The sequence below is a fragment of the Salinicola avicenniae genome, assembly GCF_023736115.1.
Taxonomy (GTDB): Bacteria; Pseudomonadota; Gammaproteobacteria; order Pseudomonadales; family Halomonadaceae; genus Salinicola; species Salinicola avicenniae.
The window spans coordinates 36,895-57,829 of the sequence record NZ_JAKQZC010000002.1 but is presented as its reverse complement, the minus strand read 5'-3'; the positions used below and the strand labels follow the sequence as shown (position 1 = coordinate 57,829).

The window sequence follows — 20,935 nt, the reverse complement described above, 5'->3', positions numbered from 1 at the left end:
TAAATCATAATTGGGCAGGGTTGTAATGGAGAATTTGAGTCTAGAAAATGAACTGTGTGAATTTCTTGATGAGCTAGGGCTGGGTGGGCACTATTGGTTTGTTGGCGACAATGAATTTTTACTACAGTTGTTGTCTAAGAAAGTCCCGCCTGATGCTCTTCACACAGGTGTATCTGATACGAATAATAATCTAGGCCAGTGTAGTGTACTTATTTTGTGTTCCGGCTGGAGCGAAGTAAGTGAGAAAGTTATAGACAGGCTGGCTAATGCTGGTGTGCGCCCAATCCTCATCTTGGAAGACGGGGCACTGCCTGAGTCAATACAGGATAGTCTATATGCTATTGGTTATAAATTACCACCAAGGCAGCCGAAGCAACGTCCGTTTTATGTTGTCGAACACATTGAGCTAGGCCACAAAAAATATTTCGATGTCGCAGGGTACTGGGAGAGTCGATACGCATCGGGAAGGAACAGTGGAGCTGGCTCATACGGGCGTCTGGCTCGTTTTAAAGCTCATTTTCTGAATCATTTTGTCAAAAAAAATGATGTTCACTCGGTGCTGGAAATTGGCTGCGGTGATGGGGCTCAGCTCTCCCTGGCTGAGTACCCACAGTATACTGGATTGGATATTAGCCCAACGGTCATTGAACAGTGCTGTCAAACGTTTGATAACGACCCTTCAAAGAGTTTTTATGTCTACAAGCCTGAGAGTTTTGATCCTATTTCAATGCAGTCGGATCTGTCGCTCTCTTTGGACGTGGTTTATCATCTTTCCAATGATGAAGTATACGAATACTATTTGAAGCATCTTTTCTCTACCTCTAAAAGATTTGTTATTGTTTACAGTAACGCTTTCAGTGAAGAAGGGAGCCGTAAAGGAATAAATGAGTCTGCTGCATACGTCCGTTTTCGGAATGTGCTAGACGATATTAAGAGATGGTATCCGGACTGGTTTTTAGTTGAAGCTGTGCCCAATAGCTATCCATTTTCAGCGGTAAATCCAAATAATACGTCTTTTGCAGATTTCTTTGTTTTTGAGAAGCAGGCTAAAAACAAGACGGCCGATTTTGATCGATTCAGCTCCAATAAGATTATCAATACATTGATGGTGTTTGATGAAAATGCCAAGAGTCTTGCCGACGACGTAACATCAGTCAACAGAAAAATTGCTGCGCTGACGAAAGAAATTCGCAAGCTGGATGACGCTCACAAGCTACAGGAGAGCCTGAACGAGGCGAACCAGAAGATCTTGGTGCTCCAGGAAGAGCTTGGCACTAAAAGTGTAAGGTTTAACGAACTGGAAGCACAGTATAGCAGTAACCAACAACAGGCTTCAGAACTGGAAGCTACACTGAAAGCTGTTGAGGCTGAGCATAATAAGTTGTGGGAACAGTACCAAGAGTTGAGTGCACGTCATGATGACATTACCGCAAGGTATCGTGCTGCCAACTCAAAATATCGTGCTGTTTGCCGACAGCTTCATGCCCTGAGATCTAGTCACGCTTATAAGGCGGGCCTATACGTAAAAGCCGCATCTGGATCTGCGGTCGATGCAGTGAAATTACCTGTACGGTTGTGGCGCCTCAAAAGGCCGAGCACAATCGCCTCGAATTGGCGGATTAATGTGCGCCACGGGCTACGCTACATCAAGTGGAACATCGTGGTTCCTGCCGCGACACGGCTAGGAGTTCCGTATCATCGAGTTGCACATCTGACGCTACCGCAAGCCGCTCAGCGTCGTCTTGATCGGGCTGCGTCGGGATCTGCGCGACAGAGCCACGGCGTCAAGGCCAGCCCGGGGTCGGCCAGCGCCCCTGAAGTGCTGTTCACTCCACCATCTCCGGCCGCACAGGAGATCAGCATACTGGGTTGGCCTGTCCCTCCCGACAACGGCAAACCATTCGTTCTGGCGGTGATGGATGAGTTTACGGAAGGTTGTTTCAGCAGTGATCTGCGGTTGCTTCAGCCTCGTCCCGATAACTGGTATGGGCTGGCAAAAAAATACGCCCCGTCCATGGTATTCATCGAGAGCGCCTGGAAGGGGAATGGTGGAAGTTGGCAGTACCGAGTCGGTACCTACAGCTCCAAGCCCGGCCAGGAACTTCAACAAATGGCAGGTTGGGCGCGACAGGAGAAGGTTCCAACGGTTTTCTGGAACAAGGAAGATCCGGTGCATCATGACAAGTTCATGGAAGCCGCAGGCCTTGTGGACCACATTTTCACCACCGACCAGAACATGGTCGACTCCTACCGCAAACGGACAGGCAATCAATCAGTCCATGCCTTACCGTTTGCTGCTCAACCGGCACTGCACAAACCCGCTCCCTTGAGTGGCCGCTTGGCCAGGTCCTGCTTCGCCGGAAGTTGGTACGGAAATCGACATGCCGAGCGTGGCGAGGCCATGAAGTGGCTTCTTGCCAGCGCAAATCAGCATGGCCTCGATATCTTTGATCGTAACCATGGCACTGGTATTTTCCCATTCCCCGAGGAGTACCAGGATGGCATCCGTGGAAGCCTTCCTTATCTCGAGCTCTGCAAGGAATACCCCCGTTACCGAGTATTCCTTAACGTCAACTCGGTCACCGATTCGCCGACCATGTTCTCACGTCGAGTGTTCGAGCTGATGGCTTGTGGTACGCCAGTGGTGAGCACCTATGCTCGTGGCATTGCCGAGCTGTTCGAATCCGACGCTGTATGGTTGGTGAATAGCGAGAAGGAAGCGGAAGAGGCTATTCATACCCTGCTCAACGATGATGCTGAATGGCGGCGCAGAAGCCTTGCTGGTATTCGTGAAGTGTTCTCCGGCCATACCTATGCTCACCGCCTCAATAGCGTGTTCGAGACCATTGGTTCAGATGAGCGTATCGAGACGACGCCCCAGCTTTTACTGATAGCTCGCGCCGATCATCGTGCGGAGGTCGACCAGTTGTTGAGCTTTGCAGAAGGCCAGTGCTACAGAAACTTCCGGTTATTGATCGAGTCTCCAGCTGCCAGTTCCAGTGACATGGGTTCTACTCCGGAAAAGGTGGAGCTAGTGACAGCCGACCAGCTGGCGAAGATCGTTCAGCACAGTGAGGAGAATGGTTATCAGGCAGTAGGCAGGATTTCCGTCAGCCATAGCTATGGTACTTACTTCCTTCAGGATCTGGTTAACGCCATGAGCTATCAGCCTGAGGCTGATGGATGGGCGAAAGCCTGCCATGAGGATGCATTTGCCTTTGACGTCGAGACTAGGCTATCCGCAGCGATCTGGCGGCCAAACGCATTTCAGCGGGAATGGCTGAGTTCGGACGATCGTTCACTATCGTCAAATAGCCTGTTCTGTACGGATACAGATGAGTTCTCCGCCGAGTATCCACGAGGAAACCGGGGGATACTGCAAGATGTCTGAGTTGAAACGTGTTCTTGTCTGTGCCAATCCAGACCTCAATTACATTGATGGCTCATCTATTTGGGCGCAAACCATTGCTCTAGTATTTGCCGAGACAGGACTGGCGACAGTCGACTTTCTGGCGAAAAGTACTCCGCATAGGGACGAGCTGTATCAGCCTCTTTGCAAGCACCGGAATATCAATGTTGTCAATGGCATTCGCGAGATCGGTAGTGCCAGTAGCATGCTTGCCAAGCGGCTTACGCACAGTGAAATGGCCGAAGTCGCAGTCAAGCTCGAACAGAAGAATGATTATGATGTAATCATTGTACGTGGCTACGCTATTGCAAAAGAATTGCTTGATAGCCCTGATATTTTCCGGAAATGTTGGATCTATCTCACGGACATTCCTCAATCCGTCGAAGCCTATAGCGAAGCCGAGCGTGAGGAAATCTCCGAGATTGGCCAAGGATGCGCCCAGCTCCTCTGTCAGACCTCGGGCTTCCGGGACCTGTGGAAGGCGCTTGTACCGAGCTTGCCCGATGAAAAGTGCAAGCTGTACCCACCTGTTATTCCTGACATTGCAGGCGAGCCTCGTCCAGTGGCTTCGCGACAGAAGCAGGTTGTTTACGCGGGCAAGTTCAAGCCCGACTGGATGACGTTGGAGATGGCTGAAACATGGCCGGAGCTCTACAGTAATCATCCAGATGCTGAACTCCGCATGATCGGTGACAAGATTCACTTTGACTCTGAAGGCTTCCAGCAACGCATGAAAATTGCGCTGGAGCATACGCCCGGGCTGAAGTGGTTGGGAGCAATGTCCCGGGAGGGCGTTCAGGCGGAGCTTCACCAGGCCCGTGTGGGACTTTCCTGGCGAGACGAGGTGATGAACGATACGCTGGAGTACTCCACCAAGATTCTCGAGTACGGTGGAGCGGGGTGTGGTGCCATCCTCAACCGTAACCCGCTGCATGAAGAGCTTCTGGGCGAAGACTACCCCCTCTTTGCAAATACTCAGGAGCAGTACATCAACGCCCTTGATGCGGCTCTGACTGATGATGAACTCGCACAGATTGCCGCCGATCAGCTTATGGCAGTTGCCAAGTCACATACATTCGGTACTCGTGTGGGTGAAGTGAGTGAGTGGCTGAACCTGCTTCCTGATAGAGGAAATATTACTCGGACAGAAGAAACTCGGAAAATTCGTGTTCTAGTGGCCGGGCATGACCTTAAGTTCTTTACTCCTCTGCAAAAACGGCTCGAGGAAACAGGAAAGTTTGAATTCCTTGTCGATCAGTGGGCTGGTCACAATTCTCATGATGAAAAGAAAAGTCTAGAACTATTACCTCAAGCTGACGTGATTTTTTGTGAGTGGTGCCTGGGCAACCTCAAGTGGTATTCACATCATCGCCTGCCACATCAGCGGCTGGTTGCACGGTTTCATCTCCAGGAACGAGAGCTCCCGTATGTCTCAGAGTCGGATTGGAATCGGGTCGATCATATTGCTTATGTTAGTGAATTCGTTCGTCGTGAGGGTCAGGAAGCCTTCGATTTTCCGCATGAAAAAACTTCAGTAATTCCCAACTTTTTGGATGAGAAAAAATTCACACCCAAGAAGAAAGCCGGAGATGCTCGCTATACTCTGGGTATTATAGGGGTTGCCCCATCTCGCAAGCGCCTGGATCGTGCGCTCGATCTACTGGAAAGTCTACTTGAAGAAGATGATCGGTACTGCCTTCGTGTCAAGGGGAAGCATCCTTTGGATTATGGTTGGTTGCTCAATCGGAAGGATGAGTTAGCATACTATCGAGAGGTTTTTGATCGCATTAATAATAATCCGAAATTGCGATACAAGGTTATTTTTGACCCCCCTGGAGATGATGTTAATGATTGGTTCTCCATGGTTGGTTTTATACTATCCCCCTCGGATTATGAGTCTTTTCATATGGCGATAGGAGAAGGGATATTGACCGGTACCATGCCGGTTATCTGGAATTGGGACGGAGCTGCAGACATTTGGGGAGAAGAATGTGTTGTGGATGACTTAGACGCGGCACGTAAATATGTTATTGAATCTTCATCTGAAATTTTTGAGCTTCCTGATAAAATGCGTCCAAAAAAGGTAGTTTCATCATGGGACGAGCAACTTCTGGCACCCTCTAAGTGATACTAAAGGCATAGTTATTCATGAGTCTGGGAAATCCATTAAGCTCCTATTTGACAGAGGTGCTTGAGCGAGATTCAGCGCACGCTTACAGCAACCTTAATGACGCGGTAAATGGGAAAATAGTATTCAATGACTTTGAAGATGCCTCTCTCGACCTTGAAACATTTGACTGGAAGAGTGGGCCTGTTAATAGAAATTGGTGGTGGCAGTTGCAACAGTTTCCATTTGTCAAGTGGTATACGCAAGCTGGACGCTGTCTAGAGGATGGAACTGCGAACGATGATGTGCTGATCGATTTTTTGTGGAATGGATTAAAGCAGTGGAAAGCATGCGCTGAAAAATATCCTGAAGAGTCTCCCCTGATGTGGCATGATCATGCTACAGCACTAAGGCTAAGACATTTGACAGATTTATATGTGGTACTGTTCGGGAGGAAAAGCTCGCACCACGCATTAAAGAAATTTTTAGACCAAGAGATTGTTTGCCATGCTCATTGGCTTGCCAAAGATAAAAATTATAGCAAGAGAACCAATCACGGCTTCGAGCAAGCGGATATCCTGTTGAGAGCTTCACTTATATTTCCAGAGTGTGAGGACCTAATAACCGCAAGGGAAATATCCAGAGAAAGACTACTTGATGAAGTGGGTTTTGCTTTTACTAAACAGGGTGTGCATAAAGAAAATAGCCCTGGCTACCATCAATTCATGATAGGTAAGTTAGTTGCTCTTTCTGACTACGAGAGGTTAGGTGATAATCAATTATCTAAGGTTGGTGAAGAGTATTTAGATAATGCGAGGTCGTTCCTAAGTGCTCTAACGCTTCCTGATGGAACCCTACCTTTGTTAGGGGATACGAGAGGGGGGATGAAAGTAAAATTTTCTGAGATCGAAGATGTTAATTCATCTCCGCTTCAACTTTCAGGAGTGTGTATTTGGGATTACTCCGAATCAGGATACATAATTGTTGGTTATGAAGATGAACTGACCAATAACTGGTCGAAGCTCATTGTCCGCGCGGGTCAGTTTTCACATTACCATCGTCATGATGATGATTTGTCAATTTATTGGCAGATTGGGGATAAGTTGATTCTTGGTGACGGTGGCCTTTATTCTCACAATGAGAAGGATTTGAAGCGTATTTTTGTCAGGTCTCCTATGGCTCATAATACGCTGTATGTTCCTGGGGTAGAAGCTGAGAGGAAGGTCAGTAGAACGCCTCGTAAAGCTCGCCTTGGTTTAAAAAGTGATCCACTTAGAGTTGTCGCCGAAACTTTTTGTTATAAGGGATGGAGGCTTCGGCGTGTTATAAACATAGAAAAAATAACAAAAGGAGAGGTTTTGATTGAAGATCAGGCGCACTCTGATTTCTACTCTGGTTTCTTAGCAACAAATTGGTTTTTAGGACCTGGTTACAATCATTGTATCCAATCAGAAAAAGAGGGGGTGAAGTACAGTTCTGAAAAAGGGGGGGCTGTGGCGATTAGGCCAGGTTCTACTAGGTCTTCGGTTGTCACGTACAGTGGGTGGTCAGGGGATATGTGTAATTCTGCTATCTCTTCAAGTGAATTTGGAGTATACAAAAAATCATCTCGTATGACTTCGTATTGGGAAGGTCCAGGAAAGCATAAAACATATTTAAAAGTCAATGCCTTCGCTTAGAAAGTTTTAATCTTTCCGCTGTTTTTTATTATATGTTTTAGGTTTGAGTAACAGGAGTTGTTATGGACAAAGAAGAGTCTGTCGATCTGATTCTTGATTACGTTAGTAATATGGGCCGACATTGGGAGGGAAATTCTAGACAAGAAAAGAAAAGCATTAATCGACTAAAGGCAATAAAAGATCGATATGGATGGGAAAACGAGGCATTACTATCTATCCTATCTAAAATAGCCGAAGAAAGGATTAAATGTGCTCGGAAAACAGTCTTTTTGTCCAGCTTTGGAGCGTCAGGCTCACATTTGATTCAACACATTATTAGTTTAACGTCGCCCTCTATTGCTCTTGGTGAAGTATATATTGCACCTGAAACAGAAAGAGCGTTAGGGAAGCTGTCTCCTAAGCAAAAAAATAAATTTATGGAAATGTATCATTTGATCAATTCGACATCACCTGAAAATATTTTTTCTAAAGCAATAATAATTAATACGGCACACAAGGCCAAGCTTCAGACTTTTTCTGATTGCACTGAAAATTTTTCGTCTGCATTCATTGTTAGGAATCCTGTTGATTTGGTGATGTCAAGAACGTTTAGGAAGGACGAATATAGAGAGTATTTGGGAAAGAAAGATATTAGTGATCGAGATTATTTGCAAGAAAATATCAAAAAAACAACTAAATTTTATAATGCCGCCTTTTCGTACGAATATGACGAGTATTTGATTTTTGAGGACCTTTTTTCTAACCCGCACTCTTTGTCTGATGCTATTTTTAATTTGCTTGGTGGGGGGGTGAGTCGTAGTGTTTTATCATGCAATGTGGAAACTGCCATCTCTGACGGGCACGCGACAAATAAGTATCATGGAGCGGCTAAGGAAATTCCAGATGAACTTTATGAGTTTGCACGAGAGAGCTTTTCCGATCTTTTTGAGAAGATTAGTGAAAAAACAGGAAGAAAATATTGCTAATGCTTTCTATCTTTGAGCGAGAGAAAGTGTGTTGATATTTCAACGTGAGAGGTGCTCATATGGCTTGGAAGGAGGGGGCATGGTACTTTTTGATATCATGTCGTCGTTCTTTAAACCTTCTTCTTTGGTTGGGGAGGAGTCTTCTTGCTTATAAAGGTTAAGTCATCTTTGCGATGGTCGATATCTGTGGGTAACAAATTTTTTAGAGTGGTTCCTAAGTTCACTCTTATTGTTGTTTTAGCAACCTTGGTATCGCAGTTTTCAGTCGTGGTGGCTTCTTTACTTCCTCTGAAAGTTGTTATGCTGTTAGGGTCAGAAAAAATTCCCCAATATTTTCCGTCTTTTTTTTGGGGAATAGATCGAGATATTTTGATTGTTTTTCTTAGTTTGTTGGCTGTTGGTTTTTATATTCTTCATTTTCTGTCAGAGAAGATAGTCTCTTATGGGGCTATGAAAGGTGCTAATCTTCTTCTAGAAAAAAGCCAGAAGATGGCTTTGTTTGAGAATCAAGATGTGATAGCCAACCAAGGCTATCAACGCTACTCGAGAAGTCTAGCGACTAGTATTCTTCTTTTTTTTATTTCGTTAAGTATTTCTCTTATTTATCCGTATCTTGCCTTGGTTTTGATGGGCTATGCATTCGTTGTTTTTCTCGTGCTTCTTTTTTTGTATTCTAAAGAGGGGCAGGTTAAAGAAGATTTAGAAAATTCTCCCGGAAAAGTTTTAGGCACAGCAACAAATATAGGTTTTCTGATAGCATTTTTTTTCATGGTGGGACATTTTTTATGGGGAGACCCACCTGGCTTATTGGTTGCTGTAGTTGCTCTAATATTGATGCGACAAGGTTTTTCTCGGATAACTGGGCTGGTTAATGATTTAAAAGGACTGTATGATCAGAGAACAAAGATAAATGCATTGTTCTTTCATGGGCATGTTCTGGTAAAAGAGATAAAAAGACATGAAACTGCATTTTGGAGCCTTCTTCAAACTGCGGACTGTAACGGGTGGATCGTCGCTGTACTAAGAAATACTGTTGATGAATTGATTGAGAAAGTCAAAGTTGAGTGGGATCAATTGGGGATTCCGGATGTTGCCGCGTTCAAAATTGAAGCATTTGGAAAAGCTGATGAAAAGAAAGGAAGATACATAATAAAGCTTTTTGGTTCAAATAAAAAAGCTCAAGCTCGGCATGAGGCGACTTTACTCCTTGGGAATCGAGAGCTTCCTGCGCTTTCTCTTTTGGGGGTTGACGAAATACATGGTTTAAATTGCCATGTTTTTAAGTGGTGTCCAATCGAACAGTTTCTACCTAAACAAATAAAAGCTATCAAAAATAATATCTTAAAACGTCTGATGATAATTGAGCCAAGTCAAGACTTGTCTTCAAAGTATAGCCGATCACGGCCACTGCTTTGGCAGCGTGTAGATGAAAAGCTAGTTGAGCGGTTGATGACTATTTCAAGAATGACAGAAGGAAGTTCTGATTCCTATGTCTACGAATTCTCTAATAAGTATATTGAGATAATGGAACGCGTGCAGAAACTGCCTTTAGTTATCGTAAATCCCGAGATTTCCCAAGACTTGATCTATAAAGACGGAGAAGATGAACTTCTGTTAATCCATTGGGTAAGATGGAGCCTAGAGCCTGTTGGCGCCGGTTGGTCTATTGAGTCTGAACAGCTTGATCAACTTCACAATGCGATACAGGAAGCGCAGGCGAGTAGAGCAATCTTAAAGGATGTCAACATAAACGATGCAAAGCTCGCTGCGTTCTTGTTTGAGGTCGAAAGATTGTGTAGAAGGCAACAGTTTATTCAGGCACTTACGTTGATACCGGAAATTCTCGGTTGTTGGGACAGGGAGTCTGAAGATGGTCCACTGGCCGAGTCCAAGGCTTAACTACGTTCAGGAATTTCGATTTGTCTACTATTTCCATGATTGTATGGAACGACTTTCTTAACGACGCTCGTGTCCTGAAGGAAGCTCAGACTCTCCAGACAGCAGGTCATCAGGTTGTCGTTCATGCGCTGCATGCTCCGGGAAAGACGTTACAGAGAGAAACGCTAGAGTCAGGCGTCAAGGTTGTGCGTGTGGCGCGCAGTCCGCTCTGGAGATTTCGCAAGTGGCGGGCCTACCCGGATGCGGCTGAGACAGCAGAACTAGCGGTGGCCAATGGGGCTGGCTCGAGGAGACGCCTAGTTGGGCAATTGCTTAGCATCTTTGCGCGAACCTGGGCGCATATTGAGCTGACTTACCAACTGGTCCGTTCTCGTCCTGCGGTGATTCACGCTCATGACGTGAATGTACTTCCGACGGCGTGGCTGGCTGCCAGACTGTCCCGAGTGCCACTCGTCTATGATGCCCACGAAATCAGCACGGATCGAGAAGGCTACCAGGCCTTTCGCGGGCTAGTGGGCTGGATTGAAAAGAAACTCATGCCTAGGGCCGCGGGCACCATCACCACCACCGATGCTCGTGCGAAGTTTTTTTCACGGGCTTATCGCATTCCACGCCCGGTGGTACTGCAGAATCGTCCGCGTCTCGTCGAGACCCAAGGCTCGAACCGTATTCGTGAGGAACTTGGGTTAGCCGAGTCTTGGCCTATCGTGCTGTACCAGGGTGGGTTGCAGCCGGGCAGGGGGTTGCCAAGGTTGGTGGAAGCTGCCGCAAGCGTACAGCATGCCTATTTCGTTTTCCTAGGAGGAGGGCGCCAAGCAGCAGAGCTACACGAACTCGTCGAGAAGTTGGATCTGGGCGAACGGGTTCGCTTCATCCCTACGGTGGCGCTGAGCGAGCTGCTGTCCTACACGGCATCGGCCGATATCGGCGTCCAGCCTATCGAGAACACCTGCCTTAACCATTTCACGACCGACTCCAATAAGTTGTTCGAGTATGTGATTGCGGGTCTTCCGGTGGTGGCGAGCCGGTTGCCGGAGATCAGCAAGGTCGTTCGAGAGAATGATCTCGGCGTGCTGGTAGCTCCGGGGGATACACAGGCATTGGCCGGCGCCATCCAGAGCCTGGTCGAGGATCCTGAGCAGCGCGGTTACTATCGTGAACAGGCGACAAAAGCTGCTAGGTCACTCAACTGGGAAGCTCAGGAGCAGGAGTTGACCGAGCTCTATGCCCGCATCTTGCCAGAGTCTGGCGCGGGTATGGCGACGCGATGATGGTGGTCCGGATCTTGGTGCTCGGCTTCTACTATCCTCCCGATATCAGCGCCGGCGCCTTTCGTTGCGAAGCACTAGTGAAGGCGTTATCGAATCAACTTTCCACTGACAGCGAGCTCGAGGTGCTCACGACGGCGCCCAATCGTTTCGGTAACCGCATGGAAGGTGCTGTGAATGATGATGTGTCGGGTGATAAGAAAGTACGGATTCACAGGTTCGACGTGTCTAGCGATGGACGGGGCATGGTTTCCCAGGCAAGAGCTTTCGCGTCTTATGCTGCTCAGGTCCGTCGGTTGACGCGCGATCGACACTACGACTTAGTAATTGCCACTTCCTCGCGCTTGATGACTGCCGTTTTGGCTCGTTGGGTGGCGATGCGTAGTGGAGCGCGGCTTTATCTGGATATTCGAGACAACTTTGTCGATAACCTACCCTCGATAATGCCATTCGGAGTTGGATATCCACTTGCTGCGTTATTTTCCATTATGGAGAGATGGTCCCTGGCAAAAGCAGATCGAATAAATTTGGTTTCTGGTGGCTTCGAACCCTACTTCCGCTCGCGCTATCCCGAGCAATCCTTCTCCTGGTATACCAATGGAATCGACGCACCTTTCATCGAGGCATTCGAAACCGGTGTTTTTGCTAAAGAAGGTCGGCGGCGATGCGGTACTTCCTTAAAGGTGGTGTATGCAGGCAATCTCGGGGCCGGACAGGGGATAGAGCATATATTGCCTCAATTAGCCATTCTCTTGAGGGAGCGTGCGACATTTCTGGTCCTAGGTGATGGGGCAGGTCGAGAAAACCTTGCGCATGCTATTAGGGATAAAGGTATTACTAATGTGGAGCTACGTTACCCAGTCCCTCGCGAAGAGCTTTTGGTTGCATACCAACAGGCAGATGTCTTGTTTTTACATCTCAATACGTTGCCTTCCCTCGATACGGTGTTACCCTCAAAACTGTTTGAGTACGCGGCTACCGGGAAGCCAATACTTGCCGGATTGCATGGATATTCTGCTACATTCGCTAATGAAAAGATTGAAAATCTTGCACTGTTTAATGCTGGCGATGCGAAGGATGCAGTGGATGCACTTTATCGCTTGAAACTCGTCCATACTCCCAGGGAAGAGTTTGTCGAAAAATGGCGGCGTGACAAAATCATGGAAAGAATGGCATCGGATATCTTGAAGGTATTGAAGCATGGAAGCTAAATACGAACGTCGCCATTCCAGATGGTATGAGCGCTTGTTATTTGGTCTCCCCCTACAGTTTCTGGTGGGCTTGCCGATTGTAGCGCTGACTCCTGCAGTCCTACGATGGGGGTGGCAGTTCTGGGAGTACATGCCAGATGTGCGCGGTAATACGCTTTTGGCTATTATCCTTTCCTTCACGGCCATCGTTTTTACGCTTAGGCGCATTATGCGCTACCCTGGTGTCCAAGTCGTGTCATTCATTTTGCCGGCGGTGTCCATCGCTTATCTAATAGTTGTGGCGGCACTTTTCTTTACTCGAGAAGGTTATACACGACAAGTCCTTTTTTACGGCTATGTGCTATGCCTGGGATGGTTTTTCCTTGGGTATCTTGTGGGGAGAAGGTACCGTTCACAAAAGCTGGCTGTCGTGCCTTTGGGGCAAGCTCTCATGATGAGAGGGGGGCGGCAAGTGGAACTGCGATTCTTGACAGAGCCTAATTTAGAAAGCGTGAGATTTGATGGCGTGGTGGCTGATTTCTACGCAAAGGATATGACGCCAGAGTGGGAGAAGTTCATTGCAAAATGCACGTTGTTTCATATCCCAGTCTATAATGTTAAGCAAATTGAAGAGTCGATAACGGGTAGGGTGCAGATAGAACATCTGGCAGAAAATGAATTTGGCACATTGCTTCCCTCGTCTTTCTATGCTGCTGTTAAAAGATCTCTCGATATTGTTGGGGCAGTGTTGTTTCTTCCCCTTCTTCTTCCGCTGTTAGTGGGTGTGGCTTTCTTTATTAAAAAAGAAGATATGGGCCCCGTTTTTTTTGTTCAACAACGAATGGGGTATCGTGCGCGGCCTTTTAGAATGTACAAGTTTCGAACAATGAGATGTGGCGAAAAAGGTGCCGAATTTACGCATGGGAATGATCCCCGTATTACGCGTATTGGTAAGTGGCTAAGAAAGTATCGTTTCGATGAGTTGCCGCAAATTATTAATGTTTTAAAGGGGGAGATGAGTTTCATAGGCCCTAGGCCAGAGACAACACGGTTGTCGATTTGGTACGAACGGGATGTGCCTTTCTTCAGTTATCGCCATGTAGTGAGGCCGGGAATTTCAGGCTGGGCGCAAGTTAATCAAGGCTATGCTGCTGAGGTCGATGGAATGCGCGCGAAGCTACAGTACGATTTTTATTACATCAAGCATTTTTCATTGTGGCTAGATCTTTTGATTTTTTTAAAAACATTCAAGACAATGCTGACAGGGTTTGGTTCACGGTGAAAAAATCGATCGGTTTTTCTCTAGCCCGGATGCGGCGTGTTGATATATTGATGGGTGTGCTGGCTGTAGCTTACGCTTTTTTCTGGCTGGTAAATCTGGAAATTTCAAGGTCTGCAGAAATTCTCCTACTGTTGTCCTTTCTATTTTCTTGGGTAGGGGAGAGTGATAGGGCGACGAAATATAGTTGGATTTTCCTGCTGTTAGTCGCCTTTGTCGTTCTGCAGATATCTGTGCATCAGTTTTCAGTCGCGCGCTTTCCGGCTGATGACTCCATTACAAGCGAGCGTCATTATACGAAGCTTTTTCTATGCTTGATGATTGCCTGGTGGGTCAAAGGGAGTTCTTCACGAGCGTTAACGATTTTGATAGCGACACTGGCGGGGTTTTGGGTGTCGCTTATCTGGCAAGGAGATTGGCAAAGTTGGTGGGCGGGTGTTCAGGGGAAGCGTGTCGATTTTGATTACCACAATGCCCAACATACCTCGGTCTATTTTGGCTGGGCTTTGATCGCCGCGCTGACCTGGCTAGGGCATTTAGTGTCATCCCATGGGCGGGCGTGGCAACTGAGCTTGAGCGTGCTTCTGTCTCTAGTCGCCTTGGTTGGCGTTATTGTAACTCAAACGCGGGGCGTGTGGTTGGCGCTTGCCGTTGTCTTTGTGCTGATCGCTCCTTATCTCTGTTATCGGTTATTTCGTGTTCATCATGGGAAAGCCACAAAGCCTCGAACACTGTTTGTAATGGTCGCTATTGTCATGGCGTTTCTGGCATTTGGCGCAACGCAGTTTGATCGTTTGATCGAGAAGCGATTGGACAAGGAGGCTAGCGTAATGCAAACGGCGGCTGAGCTGGATTGGGATAGTATCCCTTATTCTAGCATTGGTATCCGTCTCCATACTTGGCGCTATGCGCTCGAAAAAATTGCCGAACGCCCTTTGACCGGTTGGGGAGCCGATAGTCGAAAATATCTCATCGACGAAGGCCCGTTCCCGCAAGCCATTCGTGATCGTTTCGGGCATTTCCACAACTCCTATATCGAAATCACCTTGGCCTATGGACTGATCGGCCTGACCATATTGGGCATCTTATGCGGAGCCATGTGGGAAGGTGTCCGTCAGGCCTATAAGCGGGGCCATCGATATCTGGCAACCGGATTGGCGTGTTCGTTTGTCTTTTTTGCCATCGCCAATCTGACGGAATCCTATTTTATCTTCCGAACGGGAATCTATTTCGTGACTATTGTGGGTGGCTGCGCGTTGTCATTTTATCTATTTCGCCCGCATGTCAAAGGCACCGAGATAGCGTCACCCGACGCAGAGTTGGTCGACCACGGGCAGGGTGAGTCTTGAGATTGATCAGCCGCGCATCCCTGCAGGTTGAGTGGTATCGTTTGCGCATCTGTAATGAGTCAATGAGTCTGGAACACTGACATGCGAATCACGGTTTTCGGTACGGGGTATGTAGGGCTGGTGACGGGCGCCTGCCTGGCGGACGCCGGTCATGAAGTCATGTGCATGGATATCGATGCGCAGAAAGTCGCCCGGCTGAAGCAGGGCGAGATTCCGATCTACGAGCCGGGGCTCGAGACCCTGGTGACCGAGAACGTGGCCCAGGAGCGGCTGCTGTTCACTACCGACGCGGCCGAGGCCGTGGCCTTCGGTACGCTGCAGTTCATTGCCGTGGGCACTCCGCCGGATGAAGACGGCAGCGCGGATCTGCAGTACGTACTGGCGGTCGCCAATACCATCGGCACGCATATGGACGAGTACAAGGTCGTCATCGACAAGTCCACGGTGCCGGTCGGGACGGCGGATCGCGTGCGCGAGGCGATTGCCGATGCGCTCGCGCAGCGTGGTGCACAGGTGCCGTTCGATGTCTGCTCCAATCCGGAGTTTCTCAAGGAAGGCGCGGCCATCGAGGATTTCACCCACGGCGCGCGCATCGTCGTCGGTACGGATTCCAGGCAGGTCGAGTCGTTGATGCGGGAGTGCTACGCCCCGTACAACCGCCGCGCCGAAAAGCTGATGTTCATGGATATCCGCAGCGCGGAGCTGACCAAATACGCCGCCAACGCCATGCTGGCGACCAAGATCAGCTTCATGAACGAGATCGCCAATCTGGCCGAACGGCTGGGCGCGGACGTGGAGCAGGTGCGCCGTGGCATCGGCAGCGATCCGCGTATCGGCTACAGCTTCATCTACCCCGGCTGCGGCTACGGTGGCTCCTGCTTCCCCAAGGATGTGCAGGCGCTGGCCCGCACGGCCCACCAGATCGGCTATGAGCCGCGTCTGTTGAATGCGGTTGAAGCGGTCAACGATCGCCAGAAGACGACCCTGTTCGCCAAGCTCAACCAGGCCTTCGATGGCGCGCTGCAGGGCAAGACGATTGCCGTCTGGGGGCTGGCGTTCAAACCGAACACCGATGACATGCGCGAGGCGCCGAGCCGGGCGCTGATGGAGGCCCTGTGGCAGGCCGGTGCGCGCGTTCGGGCGTATGATCCGGAGGCGATGGAAGAGTGCCGTCGTCTCTACGGCGAGCGAGACGATCTCGCGCTAATGGAAACTCGTGACGACGCCGTCGACGGGGCGGACGCGCTGGTGATCTGCACCGAGTGGAAATCCTTCCGCACCGTGGACTTCTCCGCGCTGGCCAAGGCGTTGACGACGCCGGTGATCGTCGACGGTCGCAACCTGTTCGACCCCGCGCAGGTGCGCACGGCCGGGCTGCTCTACTTCGCCGTGGGGCGGGGGGATTCGCTCCAGGTGAACCGCCGGCAATCGCACTGAGGTGCAACGTTAGCGACACCGTTGCGCTCGAAATGCCCGATTGACTCGCTCAAGGCTCGGTACCGACAGGTATCGGGCCTTTTGGTTTTGGGGCGGCGACCCGCGCGATATCGTGGATTGGGCTAGGCTATCGAGGATCGATCGACTCTGCAGAAGGACATGCCCATGCTGATCCCCGTGGTACTGGCCGGCGGTGCCGGAACGCGCCTGTGGCCGGTTTCCCGCGCGAGTTACCCCAAGCAGTTCCTGTCGATGGGCGGCGAGCGCAGCATGCTGGTGGAGACGCTGGCACGGCTGGGGGAAACGCCCCACGACGCGCCGATCGTGGTGTGTCAGGAAGCGCATCGCTTTCTGGCGGCCGAGCAGCTTCGCGAGGCGGGGTGGCAGGCAGAGATTCTACTGGAGCCTGAGATGCGCAACACGGCGCCGGCGATTGCCCTGGCAGCGCTACAGGCGATGCATCGCGATCCGGAGGCCGTGATGCTGGTCATGCCGGCGGATCACGCGGTTGCCGAACCGGCCGCGTGGCGGGCCGCGCTGGAACCGGCGCTACAAGGGGCGCTCGACGGCGAGCTGGTGACGTTCGGCGTGACGCCGACCCATGCCGAAACCGGCTACGGCTATATCGAAGCCGCTGAAATGCCCCGGACTGCGGGAACCGTGCCGGTGGCGCGTTTTGTCGAAAAACCCGAGGCCGAGACGGCGGCGGCTTACGTGGCCAGTGGTCGCTATCTCTGGAACAGCGGCATGTTCGTGATGCGCGCGGACCGCTATCTCGAGGAGCTGGAAACCGCGAAGCCGACCATGCTGGCGGCGGCCCGCGAAGCCTGGGAGGGGCGCCGCGCCGATCTGGATTTCCTGCGGGTGGCGGCAGCGCCGTTCGCCCGCTGCGAGTCGCTCTCGATCGATTACGCGGTCATGGAGCGGACGCGGGCCGCCAGCGTGGTGCCGCTCGCGGCCGGCTGGTCGGATGTCGGCTCCTGGCAGGCCGCCTGGGAGGTCGCCGAGCGGGACGCCGAGGGCAATGCGTTGCAAGGCGATGTCCTGGCACAGGCGGTGCAGAACACCCTGGTTCGTAGCGAGAGCCGCCTCGTCGCGGCGGTGGGCGTGCGCGATCTGATGATCGTCGAAACCCCGGATGCCGTGATGGTCGCGCATCGCGATTCCGCCCAGGCGGTCAAGCAGATCGTGGAGACATTGAAGCAGCGCGAGCGCCCGGAGTGGGACCAGCATCGCCGGGTGCATCGGCCCTGGGGTAGCTACGACAGTGTCCACGCCGCCGAGCGCTATCAGGTCAAGCAGATCAGCGTGGCGCCGGGCGGGCGGTTGTCGCTGCAGCGCCATTTCCATCGCGCCGAGCACTGGATCGTGGTGCGCGGGACCGCTCGGGTCACGCGAGGCGAAGAGACCTTCCTGCTGGAAGAGAATCAGTCGACCTATATTCCGCTCGGCGTTGTCCATCGGCTCGAGAATCCGGGCCGGATCGAGCTGGCGCTGATCGAGGTGCAGAGCGGCAGCTACCTCGGCGAGGACGATATCGAGCGTCTGGATGATGTCTATCGCCGCGAGGACGCCGAGTAGCCGTGACGCTGTTCGAAACGCCGATCAGGTAGTCCGTCTCATCCGTGCTTTACCCGTGCCTCGCCGGCCGTCACGCCGTTGGCCATTTGCCTGTCATCCTCGGTCGGTGACGTGGCGTCGTCAGCCTGCGATTCGGCATCATCGGTCAGTGATTCGGCCAGTGGCGGCTGCGGCAGGTTGCCACCATCCCGCTGCGGCAGATCCAGCCGGACCGTGGGTAGATGCTGCGGGTAGTGCTGGCAGATGAAGTCGATCAATCCTTCACGAATCTCGCAGCGCAGGTCGAAGGTGTTCGGCCCGCCGCTGCTGCTGATCAGCACGCGCAGCTGCTTGTTGCGATCGGTCATTTCCAGCATCTGCACCTTGCATACGCGGCCGGTCCAGAACGGGGATGCCTCGGCGATACGCTGGCACTCCGCGCGCAGGGGGGCCATGGGCAGCTGATAGTCGACGTAGAGGATCACCACGCCGATCAGGTCCTTGTCGCGGCGTGTCCAGTTCTCGAACGGGTGATCCACGAAGTAGGTGATCGGCAGCACGACGCGGCGCCAGTCCCAGGTGCGCACCACGGCGTAGGTCAGCGTCAGTTCCTCGACCCATCCCCATTCTCCCTCCACGATGACCGAATCGTTCAGCTGGATCGGCTGTGTCAGCGCGATCTGGATGCCGGCGATCAGGTTCCCCAGTACCTTCTGCGCGGCGAAGCCGAGCACCACGCCGAGGATCCCCGCCGAGGCCAGGATGCTGGCCCCGAGCTGACGCACCTTCTCGAACACCATCAGCATCGAGGCCAGGGCCAGAATCACGATCACGAAGTTGATCAGCTTGCGCAGCACGGTGATCTGCGTGTGCACCTTGCGCGCTACCGCGTCCTCGTTTTCCTCAACGTCGAAACGGTAGCGTTCGCTGAGCGCGCGCTCGCTGATATTGACCCCGTGAATCAATACCCCGGCGATACTCCCGATCAGGATCAGACTGGTCAGGTTGTGCAGTGCCGTATCCAGGCTGGCGGAGGTGACGAAGACAGGGAAGATCGAAAACAACACGAAAATCGGGATCAGCGCCGCTAGACAACGCGCCATGAAAGGCACCAGAAAACGCTCTAGCATCGTCGTGCGGCCATCGCCCCAGCGGTCCATCACTTCGACCAGACGCCGACAGACACGAATCAGCAACCAGACGCCGAGCAGGGCGGCGAAGAAGTGGGCGGCTGTCAGAATCAGGGCATGCCCCTGAACATCGGTCGGTATCAGATAGTGAGCGGCACCGAACAGGCCATAGACCCAGAGCGCACCGACCAGCGGTGGATGCACGGCCTTGGCGGTGGCGCTAAGCAGATGCAGCCGGCTGTCGTTGAGCCGGCGGAGACGATAGTGCAGATATTTCAGTGCCGCGTGAGCGAGCGCGGTGGCGCCGATGATCACGGCGGCCATCATCCAGAACGGCAGCGCGTCGATACCGCCGCTGATCAGGGCGTTGATACGGGTGGCATTCATGGGCAATTGGGTCTTGTTGCTGTTGTATCCCTCTCTCAGCGTAGGCGCTTTGGCTGCAACTTTCGTCGTGTTCCTGTCATTGGCGGGAAAAGACCGGGCGTCAATCGCTCGCGCCCGCGATGGTGGCGGGCGCGATAGACAAGAAGGTGGTGGGCGTTTTTTACGGCGAGAGCCCGATCTGGCGTGAAATATCGGCGATCTCGCCAATCTGGTCGTTGACGAAGGTCGTGAACGCTTCGCCCTGCATCTCGAAGGGCATCAGCCCGTTCTGCTGCATTACGCCTTTCCATTCGTCGCTGTCGTACAGCGTGTCGATCGTGTCGACCCACCAGCGGTAGGCGTCGTCGGAAACGTCTGCCGGCATATAGAATCCGCGCCAGTTGGGGGCGATCGTGTCGATACCCTGTTCCTGCGCCGTGGGCCACCGTTCGAGCTCACCGGGCAGGCGCTCGTCGGAAAGAATCGCCAGCGGGCGCAGGTCGCCGGACTCGACGAAGCTCACGACCTCGGAGATATCACCGACAAAGACGTCGACATGTCCGCCTAGCGTCTGCGTCACCGCTTCGCCGCCGCCGTTGTAGCCGAGATAGGGAATGCGCGCGAGTTCGTCGACGCCAGCGCTGTTGGCGGTCATCAGCAGCTTGAGGTGGTCCCAGCCGCCGGTGGCTGTGCCGCCAGTGAAGGTGACCGCCCGCGGGTTTGCCTTGAGCGCTTCCATTACCTCTGGCAGGGATTGGTATGCCGAGTCCGCTGCGACGGCGATTACGCCGTAATCCGCGCCCAGCGTCCCGATCCAGTTGACCATGCTGGCATCCATGCCCGGAAACTGGCCGCGTGCCAGGCCGGTGGTGGTGACCGTGCTGGCGGCGACGATGAGCGATTCCTGCCCCGCGCGCTTCTGGACCACATGGGAAAAGCCGACACCGCCGCTGGCGCCCGGCATGTTGGTGGTCTGCACGTTGCCTTCCACCAGGTCGAGATCGGAGAGCACGCGACCGACGGAGCGACAGGTGAAGTCCCAACCGCCGCCCGGGTTGGCAGGGGCGATGCAGTCGACCTTGCCGCTCGGTTCGAAGGCCTGGGCCGTGCTGAAACTGCCGACTATCAGCGCTCCGGCGACGAGCGTACGGGGAATGTGGCGCATGGCGTGGCGTCCCTTTCGGTTATTGTCGAATGTCGGTGGCTCGACAGTCTGGGCGTCGAAGCCACGAAGGGGACTCTAGCCAGCGCGCGTGCCGGGCAAAATTGGTGATTCGGCAACCGAGCCTTCGCGCAT

13 protein-coding genes are annotated in these 20,935 nt (G+C 52.0%); 11 read left to right on the top strand and 2 right to left on the bottom strand.

What is annotated here, in order from left to right; translation table 11 throughout:
* The first annotated feature begins 25 nt into the window (after positions 1-25).
* The 11 genes from MC381_RS03820 (at position 26) to MC381_RS03770 (ending at position 18,163) form a co-directional block, all read left to right on the top strand.
* Positions 26-3,391 carry a glycosyltransferase family protein gene (locus MC381_RS03820; protein WP_251976412.1) on the top strand — a complete coding sequence of 1,122 codons (3,366 nt, stop codon included), beginning with the start codon at positions 26-28 and terminating at the stop codon, positions 3,389-3,391.
* Positions 3,384-5,537, top strand: a complete 2,154-nt coding sequence (locus tag MC381_RS03815) for a glycosyltransferase family protein (RefSeq protein ID WP_251976411.1) — start codon at positions 3,384-3,386, stop codon at positions 5,535-5,537. Before MC381_RS03820 ends, MC381_RS03815 begins: the two co-directional genes overlap by 8 nt.
* A gap of 20 nt (positions 5,538-5,557) precedes the next feature.
* Entirely contained in the window at positions 5,558-7,195 is a 1,638-nt protein-coding gene (locus MC381_RS03810) for a heparinase II/III family protein (protein WP_251976410.1), read from the top strand.
* A 62-nt stretch (positions 7,196-7,257) separates the two neighbouring features.
* Positions 7,258-8,160: a hypothetical protein gene (locus tag MC381_RS03805; protein WP_251976409.1), complete on the top strand. Its 903-nt coding sequence runs from the start codon at positions 7,258-7,260 to the stop codon at positions 8,158-8,160.
* A 186-nt stretch (positions 8,161-8,346) separates the two neighbouring features.
* Positions 8,347-10,059, top strand: coding sequence for a hypothetical protein (locus MC381_RS03800; RefSeq protein WP_251976408.1), 1,713 nt, complete (start codon positions 8,347-8,349; stop codon positions 10,057-10,059).
* 20 nt (positions 10,060-10,079) lie between these two features.
* Positions 10,080-11,330, top strand: a complete 1,251-nt coding sequence (locus MC381_RS03795) for a glycosyltransferase family 4 protein (protein WP_251976407.1) — start codon at positions 10,080-10,082, stop codon at positions 11,328-11,330.
* Complete coding sequence (locus MC381_RS03790) at positions 11,327-12,538, top strand: glycosyltransferase family 4 protein (protein ID WP_251976406.1); 1,212 nt, start codon at positions 11,327-11,329, stop codon at positions 12,536-12,538. The genes MC381_RS03795 and MC381_RS03790 overlap by 4 nt, the downstream gene beginning before the upstream one ends.
* Complete coding sequence (locus MC381_RS03785; protein ID WP_251976405.1) at positions 12,528-13,799, top strand: exopolysaccharide biosynthesis polyprenyl glycosylphosphotransferase; 1,272 nt, start codon at positions 12,528-12,530, stop codon at positions 13,797-13,799. The genes MC381_RS03790 and MC381_RS03785 overlap by 11 nt, the downstream gene beginning before the upstream one ends.
* Positions 13,796-15,145 (top strand): O-antigen ligase family protein, encoded by a 1,350-nt coding sequence (locus MC381_RS03780; protein WP_251976404.1) that lies wholly within the window; start codon positions 13,796-13,798, stop codon positions 15,143-15,145. Before MC381_RS03785 ends, MC381_RS03780 begins: the two co-directional genes overlap by 4 nt.
* Before the next feature lie 81 nt (positions 15,146-15,226).
* Entirely contained in the window at positions 15,227-16,582 is a 1,356-nt protein-coding gene (locus MC381_RS03775) for a UDP-glucose dehydrogenase family protein (RefSeq protein ID WP_251976403.1), read from the top strand.
* Positions 16,583-16,747: 165 nt separating this feature from the next.
* The gene (locus MC381_RS03770; RefSeq protein ID WP_251976402.1) at positions 16,748-18,163 is read left to right on the top strand and encodes a mannose-1-phosphate guanylyltransferase/mannose-6-phosphate isomerase; all 1,416 of its coding nucleotides are present in this window, start codon (positions 16,748-16,750) and stop codon (positions 18,161-18,163) included.
* 38 nt (positions 18,164-18,201) lie between these two features.
* Here the strand turns inward: MC381_RS03770 and MC381_RS03765 are convergent, their stop codons facing one another.
* Together MC381_RS03765 and MC381_RS03760 are read right to left on the bottom strand one after the other, a co-directional pair.
* Positions 18,202-19,659, bottom strand: coding sequence for a mechanosensitive ion channel family protein (locus MC381_RS03765; protein ID WP_251976401.1), 1,458 nt, complete (start codon positions 19,657-19,659; stop codon positions 18,202-18,204).
* Between the two features lie 160 nt (positions 19,660-19,819).
* Positions 19,820-20,803 carry a Bug family tripartite tricarboxylate transporter substrate binding protein gene (locus MC381_RS03760; protein ID WP_251976400.1) on the bottom strand — a complete coding sequence of 328 codons (984 nt, stop codon included), beginning with the start codon at positions 20,801-20,803 and terminating at the stop codon, positions 19,820-19,822.
* Positions 20,804-20,935 lie beyond the last annotated feature (132 nt).

What these genes read in the sequence shown, in the direction of transcription:
- MC381_RS03820 (WP_251976412.1), top strand. Translation starts at nt 26, where the DNA reads ATGGAGAATTTGAGTCTAGAAAATGAACTGTGTGAATTTCTTGATGAG.
- MC381_RS03815 (WP_251976411.1), top strand. Translation starts at nt 3,384, where the DNA reads ATGTCTGAGTTGAAACGTGTTCTTGTCTGTGCCAATCCAGACCTCAAT.
- MC381_RS03810 (WP_251976410.1), top strand. Translation starts at nt 5,558, where the DNA reads ATGAGTCTGGGAAATCCATTAAGCTCCTATTTGACAGAGGTGCTTGAG.
- MC381_RS03805 (WP_251976409.1), top strand. Translation starts at nt 7,258, where the DNA reads ATGGACAAAGAAGAGTCTGTCGATCTGATTCTTGATTACGTTAGTAAT.
- MC381_RS03790 (WP_251976406.1), top strand. Translation starts at nt 11,327, where the DNA reads ATGATGGTGGTCCGGATCTTGGTGCTCGGCTTCTACTATCCTCCCGAT.
- MC381_RS03785 (WP_251976405.1), top strand. Translation starts at nt 12,528, where the DNA reads ATGGAAGCTAAATACGAACGTCGCCATTCCAGATGGTATGAGCGCTTG.
- MC381_RS03775 (WP_251976403.1), top strand. Translation starts at nt 15,227, where the DNA reads ATGCGAATCACGGTTTTCGGTACGGGGTATGTAGGGCTGGTGACGGGC.
- MC381_RS03770 (WP_251976402.1), top strand. Translation starts at nt 16,748, where the DNA reads ATGCTGATCCCCGTGGTACTGGCCGGCGGTGCCGGAACGCGCCTGTGG.
- MC381_RS03765 (WP_251976401.1), bottom strand. Translation starts at nt 19,659, where the DNA reads ATGAATGCCACCCGTATCAACGCCCTGATCAGCGGCGGTATCGACGCG.
- MC381_RS03760 (WP_251976400.1), bottom strand. Translation starts at nt 20,803, where the DNA reads ATGCGCCACATTCCCCGTACGCTCGTCGCCGGAGCGCTGATAGTCGGC.